The organism is Pseudomonas sp. RIT-PI-q, assembly GCF_001297125.1.
GTDB lineage: Bacteria > Pseudomonadota > Gammaproteobacteria > Pseudomonadales > Pseudomonadaceae > Aquipseudomonas.
This window is the reverse complement of sequence record NZ_LHPC01000012.1, coordinates 23,674-47,224: the sequence shown is the minus strand read 5'-3', so window position 1 is coordinate 47,224 and position 23,551 is coordinate 23,674. Positions and strand designations below refer to the sequence as shown.

Sequence of the window (23,551 nt, the reverse complement as noted above, 5' to 3'; positions counted from 1 at the left end):
GAATCGTGGTCAATGTCGAACAATTGAAAAACAGCGTGAACCGGATGTCGGCGGACGTCGTGCGCGAGGCGGTCATCGAATTGCGTCTGGATGGCCTGGTGACGGAAGGAAAAACCCCCTTCAACAAGCTACATTTCAATACCTGTTTCGCCGAAATAGAAGCGTTGTTCCAGCGAGCGGGCTATCACCGTCAGCTGGACGTCGTGGGTTATCAGGGTTTGTTGTATGCGCTTTATGACCCGGGTCGCTGGGAAGCGGTCGATGTGTTGCGCTGGCTCAAGGAATTCACCGAAGCGGCCGCTCGCGCGCAAATACCGGCCTGAGGATTCTCTGCTAGGTTCATTCCGGCCACTGCTGGATAATGCCGCCCTGTATTGAGGGTTAGAGCTTTCGTATGTCCACTTCATCTTTTTCTGCTGCACACAACCAGGCCAGCACACTGTACTTGCCTGCGGGACCGTGGCAGACCGTGCTCGATTGCCTGTCTGAACACTTCAGCGCCATCGGTCGCGAACAATGGCTGGACAGGATTGCGCGTGGTCGTGTTCTCGACGGTCACGGCCAGCCGATCGCCCTCGATCTGGCTTACAAGGAAGGCTTGCGGATTCATTATTTTCGGGAAGTGCCGGATGAAAAGCCGATCCCGGTGGTCGAGTCGATTCTTTACGCCGACGAGCATCTGGTCGTGGCGGACAAGCCGCATTTTTTGCCCGTGACGCCGGCAGGCGAATACGTTGAGCAGACCCTGCTAAGACGACTGATCCGTCGACTGGATAACCCGCATCTGGTGCCGTTGCACCGCATCGACCGGCATACAGCGGGGCTGGTGCTGTTTTCCGCCAACCCTCAGAGCCGTTCGGCGTATCAGTCGCTGTTTCCGACACGGCAGATCGAAAAGCGCTACGAGGCGATTGCCCGGGCGTTGCCTGAACTGTCTTTTCCATTGGTCCACAAGAGCCGGCTGATCGATGGCGAGCCGTTTTTCCGCATGCAGGAAGGGCCGGGCGCCAGTAACACCGAGACGGCGGTTGAGGTCAAAGAGAAGAACGGTGATCTCTGGCGTTATGGGCTTTACCCGGTGACAGGCAAGAAACATCAGTTGCGGGTGCACATGACAGCCCTGGGTGCCAGTATTTGCAACGACCCGTTTTATCCGCAGGTGCTCAAGGATGTTGAGGATGACTATGCCAATCCTTTGAAGCTGCTCGCTCAGGGGTTGCGTTTTGTGGATCCGGTCACCGGTCAGGAAAGAGCATTCGAAAGCACCCTCACCCTGCAGTGGTGAACCTGTTCTTCAGCCACGAAAAAGCCCGCATAAAGCGGGCTTTTCTATATCCGGTTGTCGCCGCAAAGATTACAACTCTTTAACGGTACGAACCTGATCCTTGTTGATGCGGGTTTGTTTGCCATCCAGTTGTTCGAACTCGTAGAAACCCGAATCCTTATCGAACTTTGGCGCGTCGACAGCCTGGATTTCTCGACCGTCATTCAAGGTGATCACTGTAGGCGATGCACAACCGGCGAGGGTCGCGAGGCCCAGTGCGAGCATGAAAGTGGCGAGGGTCCGTTGAGTCATGAGTGTGTCTCCGAATATGAATTCTTTTGGTTACTGAGCTTGAGACGTGTACCACGCGCGCAAGTTCCTTCTCGTATCAGTCTGACACAGTGCGGTGTGCACTTAACAGTTCTGGCGTATTGAGATTAGCCAAGCGTGGGTCGTTGTCAGGACAGTGTAGTGCGGTAGCGCCCAGTTTGCGCATGAGGCGACCCGGGCTGCGTTCACCTTCGTGCCAGGCACTTTCGAAAGCCGCGCGCAGTGCCACGGGGATGATGCACAGCAAGGGCTCCCAGTGTTCGCCATGGCGCAGCATCAGCGGTTTGTCCGGCTGCTGGCTGGCGGTTTCGCGCATGCTCTGCAGCAGATCGGCATCGATACGCGGAACGTCACAAGGCAATACCATCAGATGCGCATGACGAGCGGCTTTCAGACCGGCGCGAATACCGGCCAGAGGTCCCGGGAAGTCGCCTTCGTCGTCATGAACCAGCTGGTCGGCATAGGGCGCATATTTTTCCGGGTTCCTGTTGCAGGAGATGATCAAGTCATCGCTCAGCGCACGGGTCTTGCGGTGCAGGTGCGCAATCAGTGGCTCGCCGTGCCATTCCAGCAACCCTTTGTCCTGGCCACCCATGCGTTGGCCGCGACCACCTGCCAGGAGCAGAATGGAGCAGGGCGTTAAATGTGTATTCAGGGTCATGGCAGGTCTCCATGGGGGCGGCGAAAAAATGGGGCGCTGTGATATAACACCGGGCTGTTTCTCCTACAACTGGACGAGCCTATGAAAGCCAAGGCTGATGTACCTTTCGCGCCGCTCAACATCGCGGTGCTGACGGTCAGCGACACCCGTACCCTGGAAACCGATACCTCGGGCCAGGTCTTCGTTGACCGCTTGAGCGCTGCCGGGCATAACCTGGCCGAGCGGGTGCTGCTCAAAGATGACCTGTACAAAATTCGTGCGCAAGTCGCCAACTGGATCGCCGACGATGTGGTGCAGGTCGTGCTGATCACTGGCGGAACCGGCTTCACGGGGCGCGACAGCACTCCAGAAGCTGTGAGCTGCCTGCTGGACAAGCAGGTCGATGGCTTTGGTGAATTGTTCCGGCAGATATCGGTAGCCGATATCGGCACCTCTACTGTCCAGTCCCGCGCTTTGGCCGGTCTGGCCAATGGCACGCTGGTTTGCTGCTTGCCGGGTTCGACCAATGCCGTACGCACCGGATGGGACGGCATTCTCGCCGAACAGCTGGATTCACGGCACCGTCCATGTAATTTCGTGGCTCATCTAAAACAGGCGGCACCCTGTGAATCCCGTGGGTAAGCCGGGCAAGACCGGCAGTCTGATGGCTGTCGAGGTGGCGCTGGCGCGCTTGCTCGAAATGGCCGAAGCCTCACCCATTCGTGAGCGTGAACGCTTGCCGCTGGCACAGGTTCAGGGCCGCGTGCTGGCCGGCGATCTGATCTCGACGCTCGATCTGCCGCCTTGGCCCAACAGTGCCATGGACGGTTATGCCCTGCGCATGGCCGACTGGACGGGAGAACCCATGGCCGTCAGCCAGAAGGTTTTCGCGGGTCAGGCACCGGAGCCCTTGAAGCCAGGCACCTGCGCACGAATCTTCACCGGTGCGCCTGTTCCTGCAGGTGCAGATTGTGTCGAGATGCAGGAGAACGCCGAAGTCCAGCCGGATGAGCGAGTGCGCTTCACCGAAACCATGACACCAGGACAAAACATCCGCCCCCAAGGCCAGGAAACCACCGTCGGTGAGTTGATCCTGCCGGCAGGCACGCGCCTGGGAGCTATCGAGCAGGGGTTGGCTGCATCACTGGGATGCGCAGAGCTGGAGGTGATTCGCAAGGTTCGCGTCGCGGTTCTGTCAACCGGGGATGAGTTGATTGAGCCGGGTCAGGCCTTGGGGCCGGGACAGATCTACAACAGCAACCGAGTGCTGCTCTGCAGCTGGTTGCAGCGCATGGGTTGTGAAGTGTTCGATGCCGGCATTCTTCCGGATAATCTGGCGACCACCCGTGCCCGCCTGGGTGAATTGAAGGATGTCGACCTGATCCTCTCGACCGGTGGCGTATCGGTGGGCGAGGCCGATTTCCTGGGCATTGCGCTGCGGGAAGAGGGCGAGTTGACGTTGTGGAAACTCGCCATCAAACCGGGTAAACCGCTGACGTTCGGGCATTTTCGCGGCGTACCTGTGATTGGTTTACCCGGCAACCCGGCATCGACGCTTGTGACCTTTGCGTTGTTGGCAAGGCCTTATCTCTTGCGCCGTCAGGGCGTAAAAGAAGTTGAGCCGCTGAAGTTTCAGGTGCCAGCAGGGTTCGTCTGGCCAAAAGCAGGCAATCGGCGTGAGTACCTGCGTGGACGTCTGGAGAACGGTCGGGCAATCATTTACAGGAATCAGAGTTCCGGTGTGTTGCGCAGCGCCGCCTGGGCCGACGGTCTGGTCGAAGTGTTGGAAGAGCGCACGCTGATCGAGGGTGACAGTGTGAACTTCATCCCGCTGAGCGAACTCCTGAACTGATATCTGCCGTCGTCTCCGCACGCAAAACCCGATTGATCGAATCGGGTTTTGCGTTAATGGCTGACGCTTATTGAGCCAGGAGTGTCACGACCTGGTCGAAACGGCTATTGGCGATCCAGGCCAGAAGCCCGAGGACGACCGCTGTTCCACCAGCAGAATAGGCAAGTCGGTGTTTTATGGACTTGACGTCACCACGGACTTCTTCCATGTCTCGCCGGATATATTCGAGGTGTGTCTCCAGTTCAACGACGCGAGGTTCCATATTCACTTCTCCAGTGGATTTTGCGCTGCCTTTAAATGCGGTGTGATGATTGGTGCGTTTTTCTGCGCAAGGTACGACCGGAATTATCGGCGACCTGATGTCATGGCTTTGCATGTCACGTCCCTGTGTATTTGCTGCTAATGACTGATAACCGTAGATGCCAAGGTGTACCAATCGTACTTATCGGTCAATTGAGCCGATTCCTCATGTTATGTAAGAAAAATCCCAACGTCCTAGGACTCAACACTGCTCCATTTCAAATAATTGAATCTCTTGCGACTTTTTTGGGGCGTGTCGAGGTCAACATCTCCCATACGGAATTCAATCATGGGAGTGACCACAATGAGCGAACGCAAGGCACTGTTGATTCTGCATGGCAAGCAGGCGCTCAACGAGGCGGTTCGTGCTGCCGTCGAGGGCAAGCGCAAACAGGGTTGGGAGCTGGCCGTTCGCCTGACCTGGGAGGCTGGTGACGCACAGCGGCTGGTGGATGAAGCGCTGACGGCGGGCTATAAGCAGGTCATCGCCGGCGGCGGCGATGGCACCTTGCGTGATATTGCCGAGGCGATGGCGGCGCATTCCACTCAGGCCAGCCTGGTGCTTATGCCTTTGGGCACCGCCAACGATTTTGCGCGCGCCGCCGGCGTACCGCTGGACCCCGCTCAGGCATTGGAACTTCTCGACACGGCTCCGCGCGCCATTGACCTGGGCGAGGTCGGCGGGCAAGTGTTTCTGAATATGGCCACAGGCGGTTTCGGCAGCCAGGTCACGGCAAATACCTCGGAGGACTTGAAAAAAGTCCTCGGGGGCGCGGCTTACCTGTTTACCGGGTTATCGCGCTTCAGCGAGTTGCACGCGGCCTATGGCGAGTTGCAGGGGCCGGGTTTTCAGTGGAGCGGCGAATTGTTGGCATTGGGCATCGGTAACGGGAGGCAGGCTGGCGGCGGTCATGTGCTGTGCCCACAGGCACTGGCGGACGATGGACTGCTGGATATCAGCATTCTGCCTGCGCCGCAGGAATTGGTCGGTACGTTGAAAACCCTGCTGGCCGATGGTTTCGGTATCGACAACATGTTTGTGCGCGCGCGTTTGCCATGGGTCGAGATCAAGGTCTCGGAAGGCCTTTACATCAACCTCGATGGCGAACCCATGGAAGGCGACAGTTTGCGGTTCTCGGCGCGTCCGGCGGCACTGCGCGTGCATTTGCCGGAGAGTTCGCCGCTGTTGAGCACTTCAGGACCGGTTAGTCATCCAGGCTGATGATCTGCTCGCGTACCGCGAACAGCACCAGGCCGGCCACGTCGAAGATCTGCAAGCGCTTCATGATCTGCGAGCGATGGGTTTCGACCGTCTTGATGCTCAGGCCAAGGCCATTGGCGATTTCCCGGGTCGATTTCCCACGAACGATGAGCCGCAGAATTTCCAGCTGACGTGCAGTCAGGTTGTGCGAGTCTGCAAGTTCGGGCTGGTGTTTCTGGTTTCGAATCAGTGCCTGGTTAATGACGGTATGGGCGATGGCCGGGCTCAGGTAGCGTTCGTTGTTGCGCAAGGCATCCAGGGCATGTTCGAGTTCGGTGGCGGTGGTGTCCTTGAGCAGGTAGCCATGGGCGCCGGATTCCAGTGCCTGCATGATCAAAGCAGGGTCGGTGTGCATCGACAGGATCAGCACCTTGCTTTGCGGACGTACACGCTTGAGCCGCTGCAAGGCTTCAAGGCCGCCGGTGACTTTCATGGAAATATCCAGCAGTACGATGTCCGGCGACAGCTGTTCGACCATTTCGAGTAGCTGCGAGCCGTCATTGGCCTCGCCGATTACCGCGTAGCCAGGAATATCCAGCACCAGAGCGCGCACGCCTGCCCTGATAAGCGAGTGGTCATCCACCAGAAGTAAGTTACAAGTCAATGCATAACCTTATTCGAACTGGCCCGTTCGAGCGCACGCGGCGCCCAAGGGAAGAGAGCTTCGATTTGAGTGCCTTTGCCCGGCTCGCTGGTCACGCTCAGTGTGCCGCCCAACTGATCGATTCGTTCCGACATCCCGGCCATTCCGCGTTGTCCCTCGCGCCCCGGATCTATCGCCGGCGCGAAACCCAGGCCATCGTCGCTGATCAGCAGCGACAGACCCTGTGGCAGACGTTGCAGGCGGACCAACAGATTTTTAGCTTCGGCATGCCGCAGTATATTGGTCACCGCTTCCTGGGTAATTCGAAAGGCGGCCACTGCCATTTCTTCCGATAGGCCGGTCAAGCGTTGATGGCATTCCAGGCTCCAGTGCACCGAAGTATTGGCCAGTGTCTTGAGCAAGTGTGCACGAAGGCTGGCTTCCAGCCCGAGACTGGCCAGTTGTCGGGGATTGAGAATGGCCGATACGTCACGAACTTTGACCAGGGTTTCTTCCAGCGTGTCACAGAGCACCGAACACTGCGCCTGAAGTTCTTCGGGCATTCGGCGTTTAAGCCAGTCACTTTGAAGTTTGGCCGCGGTCAGTAACTGGCCGATGTCGTCATGCAATTCCCGGCTGAGCCGGTGACGTTCATTTTCCTGAACCGCCAATAGCCGGTCGGCCAACTCTTGAGGTTGAAACTTTATCGATTTGCGCGAGAGGCAATGCTGTACCCAGACACAGGTCAGCGCCGCGATGTTGAGCAGCAGCAGACTCAACGGCAGGCGACTGGACAGGCTGTAAACCAGAAGGCTGCCCAGCGCCGAGCAGGTGCACAGCAATAGCGTGAACCGACGCGCGTTTACTCGGGAGGGTGGCCATTGGGTAATTGACTTGAGGCTGGCGTACATAGCGGATGGAGCCAATGGATGTTCGCTGCGGGAAAACCGCTCATCGTCGATGATGGGTTTCGGTCTGGAGTTACTCTGCCATTAATTGACGTCAACTAATGGGCGGCATAGTAACACTTAAGATACCGTTGGTCGCGTTTGGCTTATATGTCTTCAGAGTCAGGAAACAAGCGTTTCTGGAAGGTGTTTCCATAATGGAAAAAGGTGGGTGACAGAATAAGTTTATTTATTCGAGTTGTCGTAAACGGGTATGAAGTATTCAATTACGACATAAGCGCGCACAAGTTGTGGTGCCGCTCATGGCAGTAAATACCGGACACAACAGAGTTGTGATGAATTTAAGCCTGATGCCCTGAATAGGAAACGAGCGTGAACGGCTTGGAATTAGCCGGTGGCTGGTACTGGCTTTGCCCGACCTGAAAGGCGAAGGCTTCGATCAGGGAGGCTTGCTCAGTGTCGTCAAGGCTGAGTTGGCCGGTGGTCTGGTCGATGAGTTCGAGTTGCCAGGCAATTAATGTCAGGCAGTCTTTCAGTGCGCCGAGGGCCTGATCGTGCAGGTCCATATGGCTTTGGGCATGGTTCAGCAAGCCATGAATGTGCAGCGAAAACTCCGAAACCGCTGCCAGTGCAAGGGCGTCGGCCTTGCTGGCCAGTTTCAGGAGGGTGCTAAGCATGCAGTCGATGGCGTCCTTGTCATTGTTGATCAATTGCAAATGACTCAGGCATTCCTCGGTTTTGGCCAGGAGTGTTTCAGCCTCTACGAGAAACTCCGGGAGCCGCTGGGCCCACTCTTTACGGTCGTTCGGCATGTTTATCTCCACAACGTCATGTCAAATGAGGGAATGCCGTGTGTGTCGACGAGGCTGACCAAAGTCGTCCCTGCGTTGCCGTCTCGTCGTGAGATCGCGCCCCGGCAAGCCTGGTTGCAGGCTAGGTAACTCGAGAGGGTGGAAGGCCACTTACCTGCGATCGCACACAAAAGCCTGACTCCGTTCATGCAATGAGAATGGCGTCACATTAATGGCTATTGGATATTGCGAATATCAGGTTGGGCCTGATTGTTACTAGGGGAATCCCTTACACGGGGGAACCAAACGAACGAACTGTGGTCGCGTCGCTGGCAATGAAGCAGATGGAATCGCAGGGCCAGTAAAGCATGATGTTAATGTGACATCAATGCCCGGGCATGGCATTTTGTCGGGGGGTCAAGGTCCGGCAATAACAGCCGATAACCCTCTTTAGTGAATTCATCAGAACAAGCCCAGGAGTCATTGATGGCCGGCATTCTCGACACGGTAGACCAACGCACGCAACTGGTGGGTGAGAATCGCCTGGAAATTCTCATGTTCCGGCTGGCCGGGCGGCAATTGTTCGCGATCAACGTCTTCAAAGTGCAGGAAGTGCTGCAACTGCCGAAACTGACCCTGATGCCGCAGCGCCATCCCTTTGTCTGCGGGGTGGTCAACCTGCGCGGCCAGACCTTGCCGGTGATCGACCTGTCCCAGGCCATCGGCATGCGTCCGCTGGTGCCGAGCCCTACCAGCACGATCATCGTCACCGAGTACAATCGTTCGGTGCAGGCGTTCCTGGTCGGTGGTGTGGACCGCATCGTCAACATGAACTGGGAAGCCATCCTGCCGCCGCCGACCAGCGCCGGCCGCCAGCATTACCTGACCGCCATCAGCAAGGTCGACGATCAACTGGTGGAAATCATCGACGTCGAAAAAGTCCTGGCCGAAATCGTCCCGTATAACGCCAAGGTCTCCCGCGAAAAACTCGACGATCCGGTACTCGAACGCGCCCGCGGCCGTGAAGTGCTGCTGGTGGACGACTCGAATGTGGCCTTGTCGCAATTGCGCGACACCCTGGGCCAGCTGGGCGTGAAGATGCACATCGCCAGCGATGGCTTGAGGGCGTTGAACATGCTCAAGGCCTGGGCCGATACCGGCGTTTCCATGACCGACAAATTGCTGATGATCTTTACCGACGCGGAAATGCCGGAAATGGATGGCTACCGCCTCACCACCGAAATCCGTAACGACCCGCGCCTGCGTGGCCTTTATGTGGTGCTGCACACGTCGTTGTCCGGCAGCTTCAACGACTCGATGGTGAAGAAGGTTGGCTGCGACAACTTCCTTTCCAAATTCCAGCCGGACAAACTCGTCGACGTGGTGCGTCAGCGCCTGATGCTCGACGCAGTGCCAGCCTGATTCCGACCCGAACAATTAACCTGTAGGAGCGAGCTTGCTCGCGAAAGCGCTAGGACAGTCGACTTTAATGTTGAACCGCCTTCGCGAGCAGGCTCGCTCCCACAGGTTTTTGGCCTTTGATTCGGCGATCAAGCTCGTATAGGGTGGCGTTTTTCGTCCACCAGGGAGCTGGCCATGCTGCGTCTGAGCGCGCTTTATCGTTATCCGTTGAAATCCGGCAAGGGCGAGACCCTGCAGCACATCAGCCTCGATAAGCTCGGCCTGGATGGTGATCGGCGCTGGATGCTGGTGGACGAAGCCAGTGGGCGCTTCCTGACCCAGCGTGCGGTGGCGCAGATGAGTCAGTTGTCGGCGCTGTGGAATGCCGACGGTGGCTTGACCCTCAGCGCACCGGGCCACTCACCGATCGATATCGCCTTGCCGGCCAGCGATGCTGAACTGCGTGGCGTGACCATCTGGCGCGACACCTTGCGCGTACCCGATGCCGGCGATGAGGCGGCGGCCTGGGTCAGTGAATTCATTGGCAAGCCGACTCGGCTGGTGCAAGTGCCTCTTGATCGCGCCAGAACTACTCAGGCCGGTTATGGCAAGGACGACGATCAGGTAGCGTTCGCCGATGGCTTCCCGCTGTTGTTGATTGGGCAGGCGTCTCTTGAAGACTTGTCGCAGAAAGTTGGACGTCAGCTGGAAATGCTGCGCTTTCGGCCGAACCTGGTGATCGAAGGCAGTGAAGCCTATGCGGAAGATGGCTGGAAGCGCATCCGCATCGGTGATGTCGAGTTCCGCGTGGTCAAGTCGTGTTCACGCTGCATTCTGACCACTATCGATCCGCAAACCGGCGAGCGTAGTGAGGATCGCGAACCGCTGGCAACCTTGCAAAAATACCGCGCTGAGGAAGAGGGCGCGATGTTTGGCCAGAATCTGGTCAATGACAGCAATGGTCGACTTGAAGTCGGTATGCCGGTGACCATCCTCGAATAAAAGCGTTGAAACGAAAAATGCCCGTGTCGAAAGACACGGGCATTTTTTTGTCGCTGTGAAAACCCAGGGTTTTAACCGCGGTATTCGCACAGGTAAGCAGTGTCTACGGCCACTTTCAGCTGGAACTTGCTGTTGGCGGGCACGTTGAACTGGCTGCCGGCGGCGAAGGTTTCCCAGTCGGTGCTGTCTGGCAGTTTGACGGTCAGGGCGCCGGTCACCACGTGCATGATTTCACGCTGGCTGGTGCCGAATTCGTATTCGCCCGGTGCCATGACGCCGATCGTCGCCGGACCTTCAGCGGTGCCAAAGGCGATCGACTTGACGGTGCCGTCGAAGTACTCGTTGACTTTAAACATGGGCGATTCCTCGAAAAGGGCTTGAAAGGGCCGGCCAGTATGCACAAGGGGCCCCGTGTCGTCACCTCTCCAGAGGGGGGAAAATCTGCGGCAATAGTCGCGCCGTATTACGTGCATCTTCCAGCGCCCGATGTTGCTGCCCCGTAAATTGCAGACCCGCCAGTTGCAGTGCGCCGTTGAGCCCCAGTGGGCGCTCCAGCCGACGGGCCTTGGCAAAGCGCTGCTTGAGGTTTATGTGCGGCACGCGGCCAAGGGCGCTGTCGATTTGCAGGTGCTGCCATTCCTGAAGCAGTTGCTTGCGATCGTAATCGCCCCAACTGACCCAACCTTCCAGATGCGAACGATGTTGCCCGAGCCATTGCTCGAATGACGGCCAGACCTCGCCCAGCGTCTGGGCCGCATCGACGTCGGCCTGAGTGATGTGCGTCAGTTGCCGACAAAACGGCGTCAGCAGCGGCCGGCGCAGCGGCTGCACGAAGCACTGGAAGTGATCCACTTCCCGTCCTTTGCGATCCACCAGGGTGGCGCCGATTTCGATAATTTCCATTTCCGTTACTGGCCAACCACCCTCATCGGTGGTGGCTTCCAGATCAATGACCAACCAGTGAGGCATCGCAGGGTTCCTGGTATCCGCGTCCTGATAGGGCTTGAGCGTAGCCAAACCCGGCGGATCCGCCTAGCGGCTTATTCGACCTCGAGCAAAATCTGCCGATTTTTCACCTGGTCGCCGACCCTGACTTGCAGGCGTTTGAGCACGCCGTCGATGCCCGATTTGAGCGGATGCTCCATTTTCATGGCCTCCAGCACCACCAACAGTTGACCTTTGCTGACGCTGCTGCCCTCACTGACCAGTACGTCGACGATCGCGCCGTCCATCGGTGCCTTGAGGGTGCCGGAGCTGATGCTGGCCTGACCCATGACGGTGGCATGCGTTCGATCCACCAGCCGCAGATTGCCGGGGCGGGTGAATAGCCAGAGTTGTCCGGCATCGAGACGATAGGCGTGGCGTTGCCGGATGCCATCGATTTCCAGGGTGGCCCAGTGTCCATCGCACTGCATAACCTTCAGTTCAAGGAGCCGGGCGGCGACTTGAATCCGATACGGTTCGCCAGGCACGGCATTCAGTGCCACCGGCCAATCCTGGTCCTCCAGGCCGATGCGATAGTGCAGTGGCACGCTGGCGTTGTTGCGCCAACCGGCCAGAGGCGCGCGATGGGCTTGCGCCGAGGCCTGATAGAACAGTGCTGCGGCGATGGCCAGCTGTTCGGCGTTCGGATCATGGGCGTGCAGGCAAGGGTGGTCGGCGAAACAGGTCGGGATAAACCCGGTGCTGAACTCGCCGCTGATGAACTGCGGGTGTTCCAGGAGGCTGGCGAGCAAGCGCTGATTGCTCTGAACGCCGAGCAGCACGCTGTCTTGTACCGCTCGCAGCAACTTGCGCCGGGCTTCTTCGCGGGTGGCGCCGTGGGCGATGATCTTGCCCAGCATCGGGTCGTAAAAAGGGCTGACGTTCTGGCCTTCGATCAGGCCATGGTCGATTCGCACGCCGCCCTGCAACGCGGGTTCCCAGGCGGCGATGAGTCCGGTCTGCGGCAGAAAACCCTGCGCCGGATCCTCGGCATACAAGCGCACTTCGATGGCGTGGCCGTTGAGCTGCACCTGCTCCTGTTGCAAGGGCAGCGGCAGCCCTTCGGCGATGCTCAGCTGCCAGGCCACCAAATCCAGCCCGGTGATCAGCTCGGTCACCGGGTGTTCCACTTGCAGTCGGGTGTTCATCTCCAGAAAGTAAAACTGCCCGCGCGCATCCAACAGAAATTCCACGGTGCCCGCGCCAACGTAATTCACCGCGCGACCCACCTTGAGCGCCGCTTCGCCCATGGCTTGGCGCAATTGAGCGGTCATCACCGGGCAGGGGGCTTCTTCGATGACTTTCTGGTGACGGCGCTGGATGGAACAGTCGCGCTCGCCGAGGTAAATCAGGTTGCCCTGCTGGTCGCCGAACAGTTGGACCTCGACGTGACGGGGATCGATCAGCGCTTGTTCGAGGATCAGTTCGTCACTGCCAAACCCATGCAGCGCTTCGGAGCGTGCGGTGCGAAGCTGCGCCAGCAAATCACTGGCCTCATGCACCAGGCGCATGCCGCGCCCGCCACCGCCGGCGCTGGCCTTGATCATTAGCGGGTAGCCGATGCGCTCGGCTTCGCGGCTCAGGGTTGCGTCGTCCTGTTCGGCGCCTTGATAGCCTTTGATGCACGGTACACCGGCGGCGATCATGGCCATTTTCGACAGGCGTTTGCTGCCCATCAGTTCGATGGCGTCGGGGCTGGGGCCGATGAAGGTGATGCCGGCGTGCTGGCAGGCGAGGGCGAATCCGGCGTTTTCCGAGAGAAAGCCATAGCCGGGGTGGATCGCGTCGGCACCGGTGCGACGGGCAGCGTCGATGATGGCCGGGATATTCAGGTAGGACTGCTGCACTGGGGCCGGGCCGATGTTCACGGCTTCGTCGGCCATGCGTACGTGCAGCGCATCGGCGTCGGCATCGCTGAAGACTGCGACGGTGCGATAGCCCAGGGCCTGGGCCGTGCGCTGGATGCGGCAGGCGATTTCACCACGGTTGGCGATGAGGATTTTGCTGAGTCCGGGCATGGGGCTTCTCTCAAGTTGTGCGGTGAAGGTGATGGCCTCTTCGCGGGCAAGCCTCGCTCCTACAGGGCTTCGTGAACCTGTAGGAGCGAGGCTTGCCCGCGAAGCTCTCAAGGCGCCCACCCCGGTTTACGCTTCTGCACAAACGCCATCGTGCCTTCGACACCCTCAACCCCGGTCACCGCCTCACTGAACCATTCGGCCGCTTGATCCAGCAGCTCATCCGACGGCTGCCCGGCACTGGCCAGCAACAATTTTTTAGTCGCCGCGTTCGCCCCCGGTGCGCAGCACAACACATGGGCCAGCACCTCATCGAGGCGTTCGGCCAAGGCTTGCGCATCATGTTCGACAAAATGCCCCCGCCCCATCCGCCGCGCCTGCGTGCCGTCGAAACGTGCGGCGGTCAGGGCCAGACGGCGGGCCTGGGTCAAACCGATACGCTGGACCACGAACGGCGCAATTTGCGCCGGCAGCAGGCCGAGGCTGGTTTCCGGCAAACCGAATTGAGCCTGATGATCGGCCAGCGCAACGTCACTGACGCAGGCCAGGCCGAACCCACCGCCCAGCACCGCGCCTTGCAGCCCCGTGATCCCCACTTGAGGCGCGTGTTGCACCTCTTGTAGCAAGGCACCGAAGGCGCGGTTCAAGTCACGGTAGGCCGTCGCCCCTTGCCCGCGGGCACTGGCCATGTCCTTGATGTCGCCCCCGCGCTGACAGGCCCGCCGGCACCACCGATCACCAACGCACGAATCCCTCGGTCATCGCGCACTGCCGCCAGCACCGCGCGCAGTTCGGCGACCATCTGCAAGCTCATGGCGTTACGGCTTTCCGGGCGGTTGAGGGTGATGTGCAGGACACCGTTATGCGGTTCCAGCAGCAAGGTCTGGCAAACCGGCAGGGTCGTCATTTCTTTTTCCCCGGCAGGATGCCCATGAGCTTGCAGATGATCCCCAGCATGATTTCGTCGGCGCCACCGCCGATCGACACCAGCCGCACATCGCGATAAGCCCGGGCCACCGGGTTGTCCCACATGAAGCCCATGCCGCCCCAGTATTGCAGGCAGCTGTCGCTGACTTCGCGGCCCAGGCGCCCGGCCTTGAGTTTGGCCATGGAGGCCAGGCGCGTGACGTCCTGGCCTTTGATGTACTGCTCGGTGGCCTGATAGACCAGCGCCCGCAGGCATTCGATTTCGGTTTGCAGTTCGGCCAGGCGGAAGTGAATGACCTGGTTGTCGATCAGCGCGTTGCCGAAGGTTTTGCGCTCCTTGCAATACTCGATGGTGCTATCGACGCAGTACTCCAGCCCTTTGATCATGTTCGCCGCGCCGAACAGGCGTTCCTCCTGGAACTGCAGCATTTGCATCATGAACCCCGCGCCTTCATGGCCGATGCGGTTACGCTGCGGCACGCGCACGTTGTCGAAAAACACCTGGGCGGTTTCCGAACTGCGCATGCCGAGCTTGTCCAGGTGCGAACTGAGGCTGATGCCAGGTGTGTTCATCGGCACCATGATCAGCGACTTGTTGACGTGCGGTTTGTCGTCCGAGGTGTTGGCCAGCAGGCAGATGAAATCGGCGCTCGGCGAGTTGGTGATCCACATCTTGCTGCCGTTGATCACGTAGTCGTCGCCGTCCTTGCGCGCGGTGGTTTTCAAACCCGCCACATCGGAGCCGGCGCCGACTTCGGACACCCCAATGCAACCGACCTGTTCACCCGTGATTGCCGGACGGAGGAATTCTTCGCGCAATTCATCGGAGCCGAAGCGGGCGAGGGCCGGGGTGCACATGTCGGTCTGCACACCGATGGACATCGGAATGCCGCCGCAATGAATGGTGCCGAACTCTTCGGCAGCGACGATCGAGTAGCTGTAATCAAGCCCCATGCCACCGAACTTTTCCGGTTTGGAAATCCCCAGCAGGCCTAGATCGCCGGCCTTGCGGAAGATCTCGTGGATGGGAAAGCGTCCGGCCTTTTCCCATTCCTCGACGTGCGGATTGATCTCGTGCTCGACGAACTGGCGGACGGTGCGACGCAGTGCTTCGTGTTCCTGGGTGAAGATCATTTTTATTGTTCTCCTGAGCGCCCTTAGAAGCGGGCTACACCAAAACTGTTGGCTTGCAGCGGCCGCACCTCGGCCTCGTGACAGATATCCAGCAAGTAGCCGAGCAGGGTTCGGGTATCCCTCGGATCAATCAGCCCGTCATCCCACAGATTGGCGCTGCCATACAGCGCAGTGGACTGGCTGTCGAGTTTTTGCGCGGTGACCTGTTCCAGCATGTCGAGCATTTTCGGGTCGGGCACCAGGCCGTCCTTGGCCTGTTTGGCCTCGGTGACAATTCGCAGCACCTTGCCGGCCTGGGCGCCACCCATGACGGCGGTGCGGCTATTGGGCCAGGCGAAGATGAAGCGCGGGTCGAGGCCACGCCCGCACATGGCGTAATTGCCGGCGCCGTAGGAACCGCCGACAACGATGGTCAATTTAGCCACCCGAGCATTGGCCACCGCCTGAATCATCTTCGCGCCGTGCTTGATCACGCCTTGCTGCTCCGACTCGGTGCCGACCATGAACCCGGTGGTGTTGTGGAAAAACAGCAGCGGCGTCTGGCTCTGGTCGCACAGTTGGATGAACTGCGCCGCCTTGCTCGCACCCTTGGGCGTGATCGGGCCGTTGTTGCCGATGAACCCGCAGGCACGGCCCTGAATCTGCAAATGGCCGCAGACGGTCTGCTGATCGAACTCACTTTTGAATTCGAGGAAGTTCGACGCGTCGGCGATCCGGGCGATGATCTCGCGCACGTCGTAGGGCTTTTTCGGGTCATCCGGGATCAGGCCCAGCAGTTCGTCGATGGGGTAGAGCGGTTCTTCGAATGGGCGTTCGGGTAACCATTGCAGCTGATCGTTCCACCGCAGCAGGCTGACAATCTCGCGCACCAGGCGCACGCCGTCGGCATCGTTTTCGGCCAGGTATTCGGCGGTGCCGGCGGTTTGCGCGTGCATCTCGGCGCCGCCGAGTTCTTCGTCGGTGGCGACTTCGCCAGTGGCCGCCTTGAGCAGCGGCGGGCCGGCCAGAAACAGTTTGGCCTTGCCGCGCACCACCACCACGTAATCCGACAACCCCGGCTGATAAGCGCCGCCCGCCGTGGCCGAGCCGTGGACCACGGTGATCTGCGGCAAACCCATAGCCGACATCCGCGCCTGATTGGCAAAGCTGCGCGCGCCTTCGACGAAGATCTCCGCGGCGTAATTGAGGTTGGCGCCGCCGCTTTCGGCGAGGGTGATCACCGGCAGTTTGTTCTCCATGGCGATCTGTTGCAGGCGCAGGGATTTTTTCAGGCCGCTGGGGGAAATGGTCCCGCCCTTGATGGCGCTGTTGTTCGCCACCACCAGCACCCGAACGCCGGACACATAACCGATCCCGGCGATCAGCCCGCCACCCGCCGAGCTGCCGTCTTTGTCGTCGTGCAGCTTGTAACCGGCCAGGCTGGCCAGTTCGAGGAACGGCGCGCCGGGGTCCAGCAGCAGATTGAGGCGTTCACGGGGCAACAGTTGCCCGCGCTTGTCGAATTTGGCTTTGGCTTCGGCCGCTTTATCCAGCAGGTTTTGCTCAAGCTGGCGGACCTGCTCGATCCCCACCAGCACCGCCTCGCGATTGCGCGCGAACTGTTCGCTGAAGGGGTCCACTTGCGACGGGATCACCGGCATGGCTTATTCCTTGTCCTTGAGCACATCCGGAAGGTAGGCGCGGTGGAAGCCGTTGTATGACTCGCTGATCTGCGCCTTGTGGATCGGCCAGGCGCGCCCGCCGAGGCTCGCGGCACCGTCGATGCGCAGGGTACTGCCGCTGACAAACGCCGCTGCCGGACTGAGCAGGAACACGATCGCCGCGCTGACTTCCGATTCGGTGCCGATGCGCTTGAGCGGCACGTGTTCGCGCAAGGTTGGAATCACCGCTTTGAACGCGCCTTCATAGGTGTCCATACCGCTCGACGCGATCCAGCCCGGCGCCACGGCATTGACCCGCACCCCGGCATAACCCCATTCGAACGCGGCAGTCTTGGTGAGGTTGTCCATGCCTGAGCGTGCCGCACCCGAATGGCCCATGCCGGGCATGCCGCCCCACATGTCGGCGAGCATGTTGACGATGGCGCCGCCGTGCTTGCTCATGGACTGGTTGAATACTTCCCGGGCCATCAGGAAGCCGCCCATCAGGTTGGTGCGCAACACCGTTTCGAAACCCTTTTGATTGATCGACGCCAGCGGTGACGGGTACTGCCCGCCGGCATTGTTGACCAGACCGTGTATGGGCCCGTGCTTGCGAATCAACTCGCTGACCACATGCTTGACCGCTTCTTCCTCACGGATATCGCAGACCATCCAGTCAGCCTTGCCGCCATCTTCGACAATCTCGGCGGCGACGCTTTTCAGCTTGTCGACCTTGCGCCCGAGCAGCAGCACATGAGCGCCGAGGGCCGCGAGTTCATGGGCGGTGCAACGACCGATGCCGCTGCCGCCACCGGTGACAATGACGGTAAAACCTGCAAACAAGTCGGCTTTGAAAATCGAATCGTAGGCCACGGCGACAGTCCTCTAGTTGACTTGGTCGGCGATGCTCTGGGGCACCGGAATCTGGATTTCCAGCAGTTGTTGGGCGAAGGCTTTTCCTTGTGGATCGATCCGCAGGCTGGCCACACCACCGCCTCCGAGGGCGTTTTCCAGCAGAAAATTAAGGCTGTGGGTGCCCGGCAGAAACCAGCGCTCGACACGTCCATGGACCGGGTCGAGGACATGGCTCATCCAGTCGACGATCACCTCCGGAGTCAACGCCTCAGCGATCCATGGCAGGTACTCGGGCTCGCGGGCCATGACCCCGATATTGCTGTGGTTGCCCTTGTCGCCGGAGCGCGCCACCGCGAGTTTGACCAGGGCCACGCTGGCGTCGGCCAGGCCGCCGGGTTTGGGTGGCTCGAACGGTATTGGCAAGTCGGCGCTGTCGAGCACATCGACGGCGGGCAGGGCGCACGGGTGGCGCTGGCCCTTGAGTTCAATGTCCAGCGTGCAGGCGTTTTTGTCGATGAGGAACGAGAACAGCCGGATCAGCGGATACACCGTCGGCCGTCCGCCGACTATCCCGGTCAGCCCCGGCGCCATGCCGGTGGCGGCCTGGGCGATTTCCCGGGAGAACACGATCAATGCCTGTTTGCTCGGATGGCGCACGGCGAGTTTGATCACCACTTCGCGGCTGTCGCGGCGCTGGCCGTGGGGGCCGTAAGTGGCCTCGCTGCCCAGCAGTTCGATGTTGACTTCGCTGTAGGGCGCCCAGCCGCGCTGGCTGAAAATCTCAGCGGTCTTGTTGATGATCGCTTCGCTGACGCGCCGGGCCTTGTCGACCGCATCGATGCCCGCGATCAGGCAACTGGCGGTGCAACGGAAACCGTCCGGGTAGGTCGCACTGACCTTGTAGTGATCGGTCGGCGGCAAGCCTTTGGCGCCATGCACCTGGACCGCGTTTTTGCCTTGTTGCACCAGTTTGACCTGACTGAAATCGCAGACCACATCGGGCAGCAGATACGCTTGCGGATTGCCGATTTCATAGAGCATCTGCTCGCCCACCGTCAGCGGCGTGACCAGCCCGCCCGAGCCTTCGGGTTTGCTGACGATGAACTGGCTGTCGGCGCTGACCTCGACGATGGGGAAGCCGATGTGTTCGTAGTCGGGCACATCGCGCCAATCGGTGAAATTGCCCCCGGTGCACTGGGCGCCGCATTCGATGATGTGGCCGGCCAGTGCGGCTTGGGCGAGTTTGTCGTAGTCGTGCCACGACCAGCCGAATTCATGCACCAGTGCGGCGCTGACCACCGCGCTGTCGACCACGCGCCCGGTGATCACAATATCGGCACCCAAGCGCAGCGCCTCGACGATGCCCGGCGCGCCGAGGTAGGCGTTGGTCGAGACGCACATCGGCGGCAGCGGGGTGCCACTGAACATTTCATGCAGACCAAGGCTGTTCAGGTGTTTGAACTGCGGTTGCAGGTCATCGCCCCGCAACACGGCGATCTTCAGCGCCACACCCGCCTTGTCGCAAGCCGCTTGCAACACGGCGGCGCAGGCCTGTGGGTTGACCCCGCCGGCGTTACTGATAACACGGATTTTTTGCTCGGCAATGCGCGTGAGCAGGGGGCTGAGGACTTCGATGAAGTCGCTGGCGTAACCGGCCTGGGGATCTTTCATGCGGGCGCCGGCCATGATCGACATGGTGATTTCAGCCAGATAATCAAAGACCAGATAGTCCAGACGACCACCTTCCACCAGTTGCGCAGCGGCGGTCGAGGTGTCGCCCCAGAAGGCGCTGGCGCATCCGATGCGAATTGTTTCAGGCACAGCCCTTTCCATAGCCACCTCCGACAGAAGTGCATCGAGACTACCAAGCAAGCGCTTGGTTTGTAAACGGCTAAACTATCTTCTTCCCGAGCGCTTGCTTGGTCGCTCCGGCCAGCTTAAATTGCCCGCGCTACCCACGAAATTGTAGGAGCGAGCTTGCTCGCGAAAGACGTTAACGATGACGCGTGCTCCTGAGTCAACGCGGCTTCCTCACGTCCTTCGCGAGCGAGCTCCTACATAAGCGGCGCATTTGATTGATCGACTGTAGGAGAGAACGGGTGGACGAGCAAAAAGCCCTGAGGGTCATGCGCGAATTGGTCGACAACGGCCAATTGACCGACCCGGACAGCGCCCGCGGCAAACTGCTGCAAGTGGCGGCTCACCTGTTCCGCAACAAAGGTTATGAGCGCACCACCGTGCGCGATCTGGCGGGGGCCGTGGGCATCCAGTCGGGCAGCATTTTTCATCACTTCAAAAGCAAGGACGAGATCCTGCGTGCGGTGATGGAGGAAACCGTTCGCTATAACACTGCGCTGATGCGCGCAGCCCTGGCGGAGTCTGGCGACGTTCGCGAGCGCGTGTTGGCGCTGATCCGCTGCGAATTGCAGTCGATCATGGGCGGCAGCGGCGAGGCCATGGCGGTCTTGGTGTATGAATGGCGGTCACTCTCCGAAGACGGGCAGGCGCAAGTGTTGGCACTGCGCGACATTTATGAAGACCTCTGGTTGCAAGTGCTGGGCGAGGCCAAGGACGCCGGTTTTATCCGCGGGGATGTGTTCATCACCCGCCGTTTTCTCACAGGTGCACTGTCATGGACCACCACCTGGTTTCGCGCTGGCGGCAGCATGAGCCTCGATCAATTGGCTGAGGAAGCATTGATTCTGGTGTTGGAAGAGAAACAATAGTGTGTATTCGCCAGCAGGAAACTGGCTAAGTGGGTGAAACCGCCTAGCTTGAATGCATTGATGCGTATTTTCTTGGGGAGTGGGTTGTTTTGAAGTCTTCGCCAATTCGGACGGCCTCGCGGCTTTTGCTGGTGTCGCTTGCAGCGTTATGCGCAGTGTCATCCCAGGCTGCACAACAGGTGCGGATCGGTGCCGCACATTTTCCACCGTATACCGTGCGCCCGGAAACCGGTGCCGACACCGGCCTGCTGCCGCAATTGGTCGAGGCGCTCAATGCCTTGCAAAGCGACTATCAGTTTGTGTTGGTGCCGACTTCCATTCCCCGACGCTTCGGTGACTTCAAGCAGGCGCGGGTCGATATGGCGATTTTCGAGAACCCCGACTGGGGCTGGAAAAACATCCCGCACACCAGCGTCGACATGGGCCTGGAAGACGCCGAGATTTTTGTCGCGCAACGCCAGCCCGACGGCCAACCGGTACGTCAGCAGAGCTATTTTGCCAATCTCGCCGGCAAGCGCCTGGCACTGTTCAGCGGTTATCACTACGAATTCGCCAACTTCAATGCCGATCCAAAATTCCTCGCGCAGAACTACAACGCCACACTGACCTATTCCCATGACAGTAACCTGCTGATGGTGCTGCGTGGGCGTGCAGATGTTGCATTAGTGACGCGCTCCTACCTGAGCGATTATCTGCTGCGCAACGGGAAAGTCGCTGATCAGTTGCTGGTGTCCGAGCGTATCGATCAGGTTTATCACCACTACGCCATTCTCCGCCCGGCCGCACCGATCAGTGGCGAGGCGCTGGGCAAGTTGCTGCAAGGGTTGCGCGACAATGGCCAGATGCTGAAGATTTTCGATCCCTACAAGATCGCGATCGTGCCCGTCCCGAACAACTGACATCGCGCCGCAGGTCGCGTAGTGGCCGACTTCTCTTAAATTTCCCGCACCGGCTCACGTCACATCGTTGAACTGTCGACGATTACCGTGAGCCCGACCGATGCCCAATCTGAATCACCTGACTGCCCTGGCCTTGCCGACAGGCAACAGTCTTGTAGCTGATGAAACCGAAAACCGACTGAGCCTCAGCCTGGAAGGGCAACCTCTGATCCAGTTGCGCCTGACGCGCGAGCCCGAGTTGCATGTGCAGGTCGAAGAGCGCTTTGGCCGTCCTGACGGTCAGGCATTTTGGGCGGCGTGTTATTGGCTGTTGGCCAGCGACCCGGCCCGTCAACACCTGACCTGGCACCTCGATGAAGCTCCCACTGCAGCGTTGCTTAGCGGGTTGCTGATCTCGACCGAAGTCGTCGGCCAGTATCGCTGCGAGCGCACGTTATTCTGGCAGTTGCCTCAACCTTGGCTGGGCACGTCGCTGACATCGAATTATCCGCAGCAAATGGTCCTCAGTGGTGGCAAGCGTCATCCGCTGCGCCCGATGAAACCGCGCGGTGAAGTGTACCGGCGTTTCGATGCGCGGCTCGGTGCGTGGATTTCCCTGCGCACGGTAGACATCGAGCATGACCTTGCGCGTTTCAATCGTTGGCAGAACAGCCCGCGGGTGGCGAGTTTCTGGCAGGAGGAGGGCAGTCTCGAACAGCATCGCGAGTACCTGGGCAAACTCGAAGCCGACCCGCACACGCTGACGTTGATCGGGTGTTTTGATGATCAACCCTTCGCCTACTTCGAAGCGTACTGGGCCAAGGAAGATCGCATCGCGCCGTTCTACGATGCCGGCGATTACGACCGTGGCATCCACATGTTGGTGGGCGAAGAAAATCACCGCGGTCCGCATAAGGTGGCGAGCTGGTTATCGGCGTTGGTGCATTACCTGTTTCTCGATGATCCGCGCACCCAGCGAGTGGTCGCCGAGCCTCGCGCGGATAACGCGAAGATGATCGGGCATATGCAGAACCAGGGTTTTTACTGCGAGAAAGCGTTCGACTTCCCGCACAAGCGCGCGGCGTTGATGGCGCTGGGGCGGGAGCGGTTTTTTGATCGGTGTTTGTTGGCGTGATGCTTGAGGCTCAAGATCCGTTGCGGTCTTGAGTCCGTCTTCGCGGGCAAGCCCGCTCCTACAAGGTTAGCGCTGAACCTGTGGGAGCGGGCTTGCCCGCGATGGGGGCGACGCAGATTTCAGCTTTCAACGACGGGCAAACGTATCCACACGACTGCCCGACACCTTGCGGCAGTGCACCAGCGCATCGCGGATCATGAAGTTCACCAGGGTCGGCGAGACGCCGAGTTCCTTGGCGATGTCTTTTTGCGGCACGCCGTGCAGGCGGTACATCTCGAAGGCGTAACGGGTGCGGCTGGGCAGCTCGGTCAGCGCGTCGGCAATGTGTTCCAGGGTCGAGAAGTTGATGTGCGAAGTCTCCGGCGAGGCCCCTTGGATCACCACGTTCAGGCCCTCCTCTTCAGGCCCCGAATACTTCTGCTCCAGCGCCTGTTTGCGGTAGTGATCGATCGCCAGGTTGCGCACGATCTGGAACAGGTAGCTGAGTTGAGCCTTGAACGAGGAGGTGATCTGCGGCGCCGATTGCAACCGGAAGAATGCATCCTGCACCACATCTTCGGCACGCGAGCGGCAGCCGGTAATGCGGGCTGCAATCTTGACCAGAATCAGTCGATTGTCGACGAATGCCTGAAGTAGCGGTGAATCGCACCTGCTTGTGGACACTTGTTCCGTCATGGAAATCACCCTGCTGCAAATAGGTTAGTGGGACGCCCGGAAGGCCGGTGCCGTCCTACACATCGAGCGACAAATTATGTTGAATGATAATGATTGTCAATTGAGAAAGAGAATTAATGCGCCACGACGGTGCAGAGTGAGAACTGCGACACGCTGCCGCACCACGGCCCCGTTGGCGATCAGTCCCACCGACTAATTATTTGCCAACGTCATCCGTTCTCATTGGTGAATGGCACAGCACAACCCTCAT

At 59.6% G+C, this 23,551-nt stretch carries 24 protein-coding genes and 1 pseudogene; 10 read left to right on the top strand and 15 right to left on the bottom strand.

Annotation, left to right across the window (positions count from 1 at the left end):
• The first annotated feature begins 5 nt into the window (after nucleotides 1-5).
• The gene (locus AEQ67_RS02815; protein WP_059402369.1) at nucleotides 6-323 is read left to right on the top strand and encodes a transcriptional regulator; all 318 of its coding nucleotides are present in this window, start codon (nucleotides 6-8) and stop codon (nucleotides 321-323) included.
• Nucleotides 324-394: 71 nt separating this feature from the next.
• Nucleotides 395-1,285, top strand: a complete 891-nt coding sequence (locus AEQ67_RS02810) for a pseudouridine synthase (protein ID WP_059402368.1) — start codon at nucleotides 395-397, stop codon at nucleotides 1,283-1,285.
• A 69-nt stretch (nucleotides 1,286-1,354) separates the two neighbouring features.
• Here AEQ67_RS02810 and AEQ67_RS02805 read toward each other — a convergent pair whose 3' ends face one another.
• Together AEQ67_RS02805 and mobA are read right to left on the bottom strand one after the other, a co-directional pair.
• A complete protein-coding gene (locus AEQ67_RS02805; protein ID WP_033059146.1) occupies nucleotides 1,355-1,576 on the bottom strand; it encodes a YgdI/YgdR family lipoprotein in 222 nt (73 codons plus the stop codon).
• 76 nt (nucleotides 1,577-1,652) lie between these two features.
• Nucleotides 1,653-2,255, bottom strand: coding sequence for a molybdenum cofactor guanylyltransferase MobA (gene mobA / locus AEQ67_RS02800; protein WP_059402367.1), 603 nt, complete (start codon nucleotides 2,253-2,255; stop codon nucleotides 1,653-1,655).
• Nucleotides 2,256-2,336: 81 nt separating this feature from the next.
• On the opposite strand from mobA, the gene moaB reads away from it, so the two are divergent.
• On the top strand, nucleotides 2,337-2,876 hold the full coding sequence (gene moaB, locus AEQ67_RS02795) for a molybdenum cofactor biosynthesis protein B (protein ID WP_059402366.1): 540 nt from the start codon (nucleotides 2,337-2,339) through the stop codon (nucleotides 2,874-2,876).
• Nucleotides 2,860-4,086, top strand: a complete 1,227-nt coding sequence (locus AEQ67_RS02790) for a molybdopterin molybdotransferase MoeA (protein WP_059402365.1) — start codon at nucleotides 2,860-2,862, stop codon at nucleotides 4,084-4,086. Before moaB ends, AEQ67_RS02790 begins: the two co-directional genes overlap by 17 nt.
• Nucleotides 4,087-4,153: 67 nt before the next feature.
• On the opposite strand, the gene AEQ67_RS33515 is transcribed toward AEQ67_RS02790, so the two are convergent.
• Entirely contained in the window at nucleotides 4,154-4,462 is a 309-nt protein-coding gene (locus AEQ67_RS33515; RefSeq protein ID WP_082377767.1) for a hypothetical protein, read from the bottom strand.
• A 228-nt stretch (nucleotides 4,463-4,690) separates the two neighbouring features.
• Between AEQ67_RS33515 and yegS the strand changes: the two genes are divergently transcribed.
• Nucleotides 4,691-5,608 carry a lipid kinase YegS gene (yegS, locus tag AEQ67_RS02780; protein WP_059402363.1) on the top strand — a complete coding sequence of 306 codons (918 nt, stop codon included), beginning with the start codon at nucleotides 4,691-4,693 and terminating at the stop codon, nucleotides 5,606-5,608.
• Here the strand turns inward: yegS and AEQ67_RS02775 are convergent.
• From AEQ67_RS02775 to AEQ67_RS02765, 3 genes are all read right to left on the bottom strand, one after another.
• Nucleotides 5,592-6,251: a response regulator gene (locus AEQ67_RS02775; protein WP_059402362.1), complete on the bottom strand. Its 660-nt coding sequence runs from the start codon at nucleotides 6,249-6,251 to the stop codon at nucleotides 5,592-5,594. The genes yegS and AEQ67_RS02775 overlap by 17 nt on opposite strands.
• Complete coding sequence (locus tag AEQ67_RS02770; protein ID WP_059402361.1) at nucleotides 6,248-7,141, bottom strand: sensor histidine kinase; 894 nt, start codon at nucleotides 7,139-7,141, stop codon at nucleotides 6,248-6,250. The genes AEQ67_RS02775 and AEQ67_RS02770 overlap by 4 nt, the downstream gene beginning before the upstream one ends.
• 338 nt (nucleotides 7,142-7,479) lie before the next feature.
• On the bottom strand, nucleotides 7,480-7,950 hold the full coding sequence (locus AEQ67_RS02765; protein WP_059402360.1) for a hypothetical protein: 471 nt from the start codon (nucleotides 7,948-7,950) through the stop codon (nucleotides 7,480-7,482).
• 465 nt (nucleotides 7,951-8,415) lie between these two features.
• Between AEQ67_RS02765 and AEQ67_RS02760 the strand changes: the two genes are divergently transcribed.
• Together AEQ67_RS02760 and AEQ67_RS02755 are read left to right on the top strand one after the other, a co-directional pair.
• Nucleotides 8,416-9,351: a chemotaxis protein CheV gene (locus AEQ67_RS02760; RefSeq protein ID WP_059402359.1), complete on the top strand. Its 936-nt coding sequence runs from the start codon at nucleotides 8,416-8,418 to the stop codon at nucleotides 9,349-9,351.
• Nucleotides 9,352-9,525: 174 nt separating this feature from the next.
• Nucleotides 9,526-10,332: an MOSC domain-containing protein gene (locus tag AEQ67_RS02755; protein WP_059402358.1), complete on the top strand. Its 807-nt coding sequence runs from the start codon at nucleotides 9,526-9,528 to the stop codon at nucleotides 10,330-10,332.
• 71 nt (nucleotides 10,333-10,403) lie between these two features.
• On the opposite strand, the gene ppnP is transcribed toward AEQ67_RS02755, so the two are convergent.
• The 8 genes and pseudogenes from ppnP to AEQ67_RS02715 all read right to left on the bottom strand — a co-directional run bounded on the left by ppnP (nucleotide 10,404) and on the right by AEQ67_RS02715 (nucleotide 19,708).
• The gene (gene ppnP, locus AEQ67_RS02750) at nucleotides 10,404-10,688 is read right to left on the bottom strand and encodes a pyrimidine/purine nucleoside phosphorylase (protein WP_010461229.1); all 285 of its coding nucleotides are present in this window, start codon (nucleotides 10,686-10,688) and stop codon (nucleotides 10,404-10,406) included.
• A 61-nt stretch (nucleotides 10,689-10,749) separates the two neighbouring features.
• The gene (locus AEQ67_RS02745; protein WP_059402357.1) at nucleotides 10,750-11,301 is read right to left on the bottom strand and encodes an exonuclease domain-containing protein; all 552 of its coding nucleotides are present in this window, start codon (nucleotides 11,299-11,301) and stop codon (nucleotides 10,750-10,752) included.
• Between the two features lie 71 nt (nucleotides 11,302-11,372).
• Complete coding sequence (locus AEQ67_RS02740; protein WP_059402356.1) at nucleotides 11,373-13,334, bottom strand: acetyl/propionyl/methylcrotonyl-CoA carboxylase subunit alpha; 1,962 nt, start codon at nucleotides 13,332-13,334, stop codon at nucleotides 11,373-11,375.
• 107 nt (nucleotides 13,335-13,441) lie between these two features.
• Nucleotides 13,442-14,238: pseudogene (locus AEQ67_RS02735) on the bottom strand (enoyl-CoA hydratase/isomerase family protein).
• Complete coding sequence (atuD, locus tag AEQ67_RS02730; RefSeq protein WP_059402355.1) at nucleotides 14,235-15,392, bottom strand: citronellyl-CoA dehydrogenase; 1,158 nt, start codon at nucleotides 15,390-15,392, stop codon at nucleotides 14,235-14,237. The pseudogene AEQ67_RS02735 and the gene atuD overlap by 4 nt, the downstream one beginning before the upstream one ends.
• A 23-nt stretch (nucleotides 15,393-15,415) precedes the next feature.
• Entirely contained in the window at nucleotides 15,416-17,032 is a 1,617-nt protein-coding gene (gene atuC / locus AEQ67_RS02725) for a geranyl-CoA carboxylase subunit beta (RefSeq protein ID WP_059402354.1), read from the bottom strand.
• A gap of 3 nt (nucleotides 17,033-17,035) precedes the next feature.
• Complete coding sequence (locus AEQ67_RS02720; protein ID WP_059402353.1) at nucleotides 17,036-17,905, bottom strand: SDR family oxidoreductase; 870 nt, start codon at nucleotides 17,903-17,905, stop codon at nucleotides 17,036-17,038.
• Between the two features lie 12 nt (nucleotides 17,906-17,917).
• Entirely contained in the window at nucleotides 17,918-19,708 is a 1,791-nt protein-coding gene (locus AEQ67_RS02715; protein ID WP_161807455.1) for an acyclic terpene utilization AtuA family protein, read from the bottom strand.
• Nucleotides 19,709-19,986: 278 nt separating this feature from the next.
• Here AEQ67_RS02715 and AEQ67_RS02710 point away from each other — a divergent pair, with 278 nt between their 5' ends.
• From AEQ67_RS02710 to AEQ67_RS02700, 3 genes are all read left to right on the top strand, one after another.
• The gene (locus tag AEQ67_RS02710) at nucleotides 19,987-20,613 is read left to right on the top strand and encodes a TetR/AcrR family transcriptional regulator (protein WP_059402351.1); all 627 of its coding nucleotides are present in this window, start codon (nucleotides 19,987-19,989) and stop codon (nucleotides 20,611-20,613) included.
• Between the two features lie 89 nt (nucleotides 20,614-20,702).
• Nucleotides 20,703-21,512 (top strand): substrate-binding periplasmic protein, encoded by an 810-nt coding sequence (locus tag AEQ67_RS02705; RefSeq protein ID WP_082377766.1) that lies wholly within the window; start codon nucleotides 20,703-20,705, stop codon nucleotides 21,510-21,512.
• Nucleotides 21,513-21,612: 100 nt separating this feature from the next.
• Nucleotides 21,613-22,626, top strand: coding sequence for a GNAT family N-acetyltransferase (locus tag AEQ67_RS02700; protein WP_059402349.1), 1,014 nt, complete (start codon nucleotides 21,613-21,615; stop codon nucleotides 22,624-22,626).
• A gap of 126 nt (nucleotides 22,627-22,752) precedes the next feature.
• Here the strand turns inward: AEQ67_RS02700 and AEQ67_RS02695 are convergent, their stop codons facing one another.
• Nucleotides 22,753-23,301: an RNA polymerase factor sigma-70 gene (locus tag AEQ67_RS02695; protein WP_008145913.1), complete on the bottom strand. Its 549-nt coding sequence runs from the start codon at nucleotides 23,299-23,301 to the stop codon at nucleotides 22,753-22,755.
• Nucleotides 23,302-23,551: the final 250 nt, after the last annotated feature.

Excerpts from the sequence above, each read along its gene's own strand:
- AEQ67_RS02695 (WP_008145913.1), bottom strand. The coding sequence starts at position 23,301 with ATGACGGAACAAGTGTCCACAAGCAGGTGCGATTCACCGCTACTTCAG.
- ppnP (WP_010461229.1), bottom strand. The coding sequence starts at position 10,688 with ATGTTTAAAGTCAACGAGTACTTCGACGGCACCGTCAAGTCGATCGCC.
- AEQ67_RS02805 (WP_033059146.1), bottom strand. The coding sequence starts at position 1,576 with ATGACTCAACGGACCCTCGCCACTTTCATGCTCGCACTGGGCCTCGCG.
- atuC (WP_059402354.1), bottom strand. The coding sequence starts at position 17,032 with ATGCCGGTGATCCCGTCGCAAGTGGACCCCTTCAGCGAACAGTTCGCG.
- yegS (WP_059402363.1), top strand. The coding sequence starts at position 4,691 with ATGAGCGAACGCAAGGCACTGTTGATTCTGCATGGCAAGCAGGCGCTC.
- AEQ67_RS02745 (WP_059402357.1), bottom strand. The coding sequence starts at position 11,301 with ATGCCTCACTGGTTGGTCATTGATCTGGAAGCCACCACCGATGAGGGT.
- AEQ67_RS02760 (WP_059402359.1), top strand. The coding sequence starts at position 8,416 with ATGGCCGGCATTCTCGACACGGTAGACCAACGCACGCAACTGGTGGGT.
- mobA (WP_059402367.1), bottom strand. The coding sequence starts at position 2,255 with ATGACCCTGAATACACATTTAACGCCCTGCTCCATTCTGCTCCTGGCA.
- AEQ67_RS02755 (WP_059402358.1), top strand. The coding sequence starts at position 9,526 with ATGCTGCGTCTGAGCGCGCTTTATCGTTATCCGTTGAAATCCGGCAAG.
- AEQ67_RS02740 (WP_059402356.1), bottom strand. The coding sequence starts at position 13,334 with ATGCCCGGACTCAGCAAAATCCTCATCGCCAACCGTGGTGAAATCGCC.
- atuD (WP_059402355.1), bottom strand. The coding sequence starts at position 15,392 with ATGATCTTCACCCAGGAACACGAAGCACTGCGTCGCACCGTCCGCCAG.
- moaB (WP_059402366.1), top strand. The coding sequence starts at position 2,337 with ATGAAAGCCAAGGCTGATGTACCTTTCGCGCCGCTCAACATCGCGGTG.
- AEQ67_RS02700 (WP_059402349.1), top strand. The coding sequence starts at position 21,613 with ATGCCCAATCTGAATCACCTGACTGCCCTGGCCTTGCCGACAGGCAAC.
- AEQ67_RS02810 (WP_059402368.1), top strand. The coding sequence starts at position 395 with ATGTCCACTTCATCTTTTTCTGCTGCACACAACCAGGCCAGCACACTG.
- AEQ67_RS33515 (WP_082377767.1), bottom strand. The coding sequence starts at position 4,462 with ATGCAAAGCCATGACATCAGGTCGCCGATAATTCCGGTCGTACCTTGC.
- AEQ67_RS02770 (WP_059402361.1), bottom strand. The coding sequence starts at position 7,141 with ATGTACGCCAGCCTCAAGTCAATTACCCAATGGCCACCCTCCCGAGTA.
- AEQ67_RS02765 (WP_059402360.1), bottom strand. The coding sequence starts at position 7,950 with ATGCCGAACGACCGTAAAGAGTGGGCCCAGCGGCTCCCGGAGTTTCTC.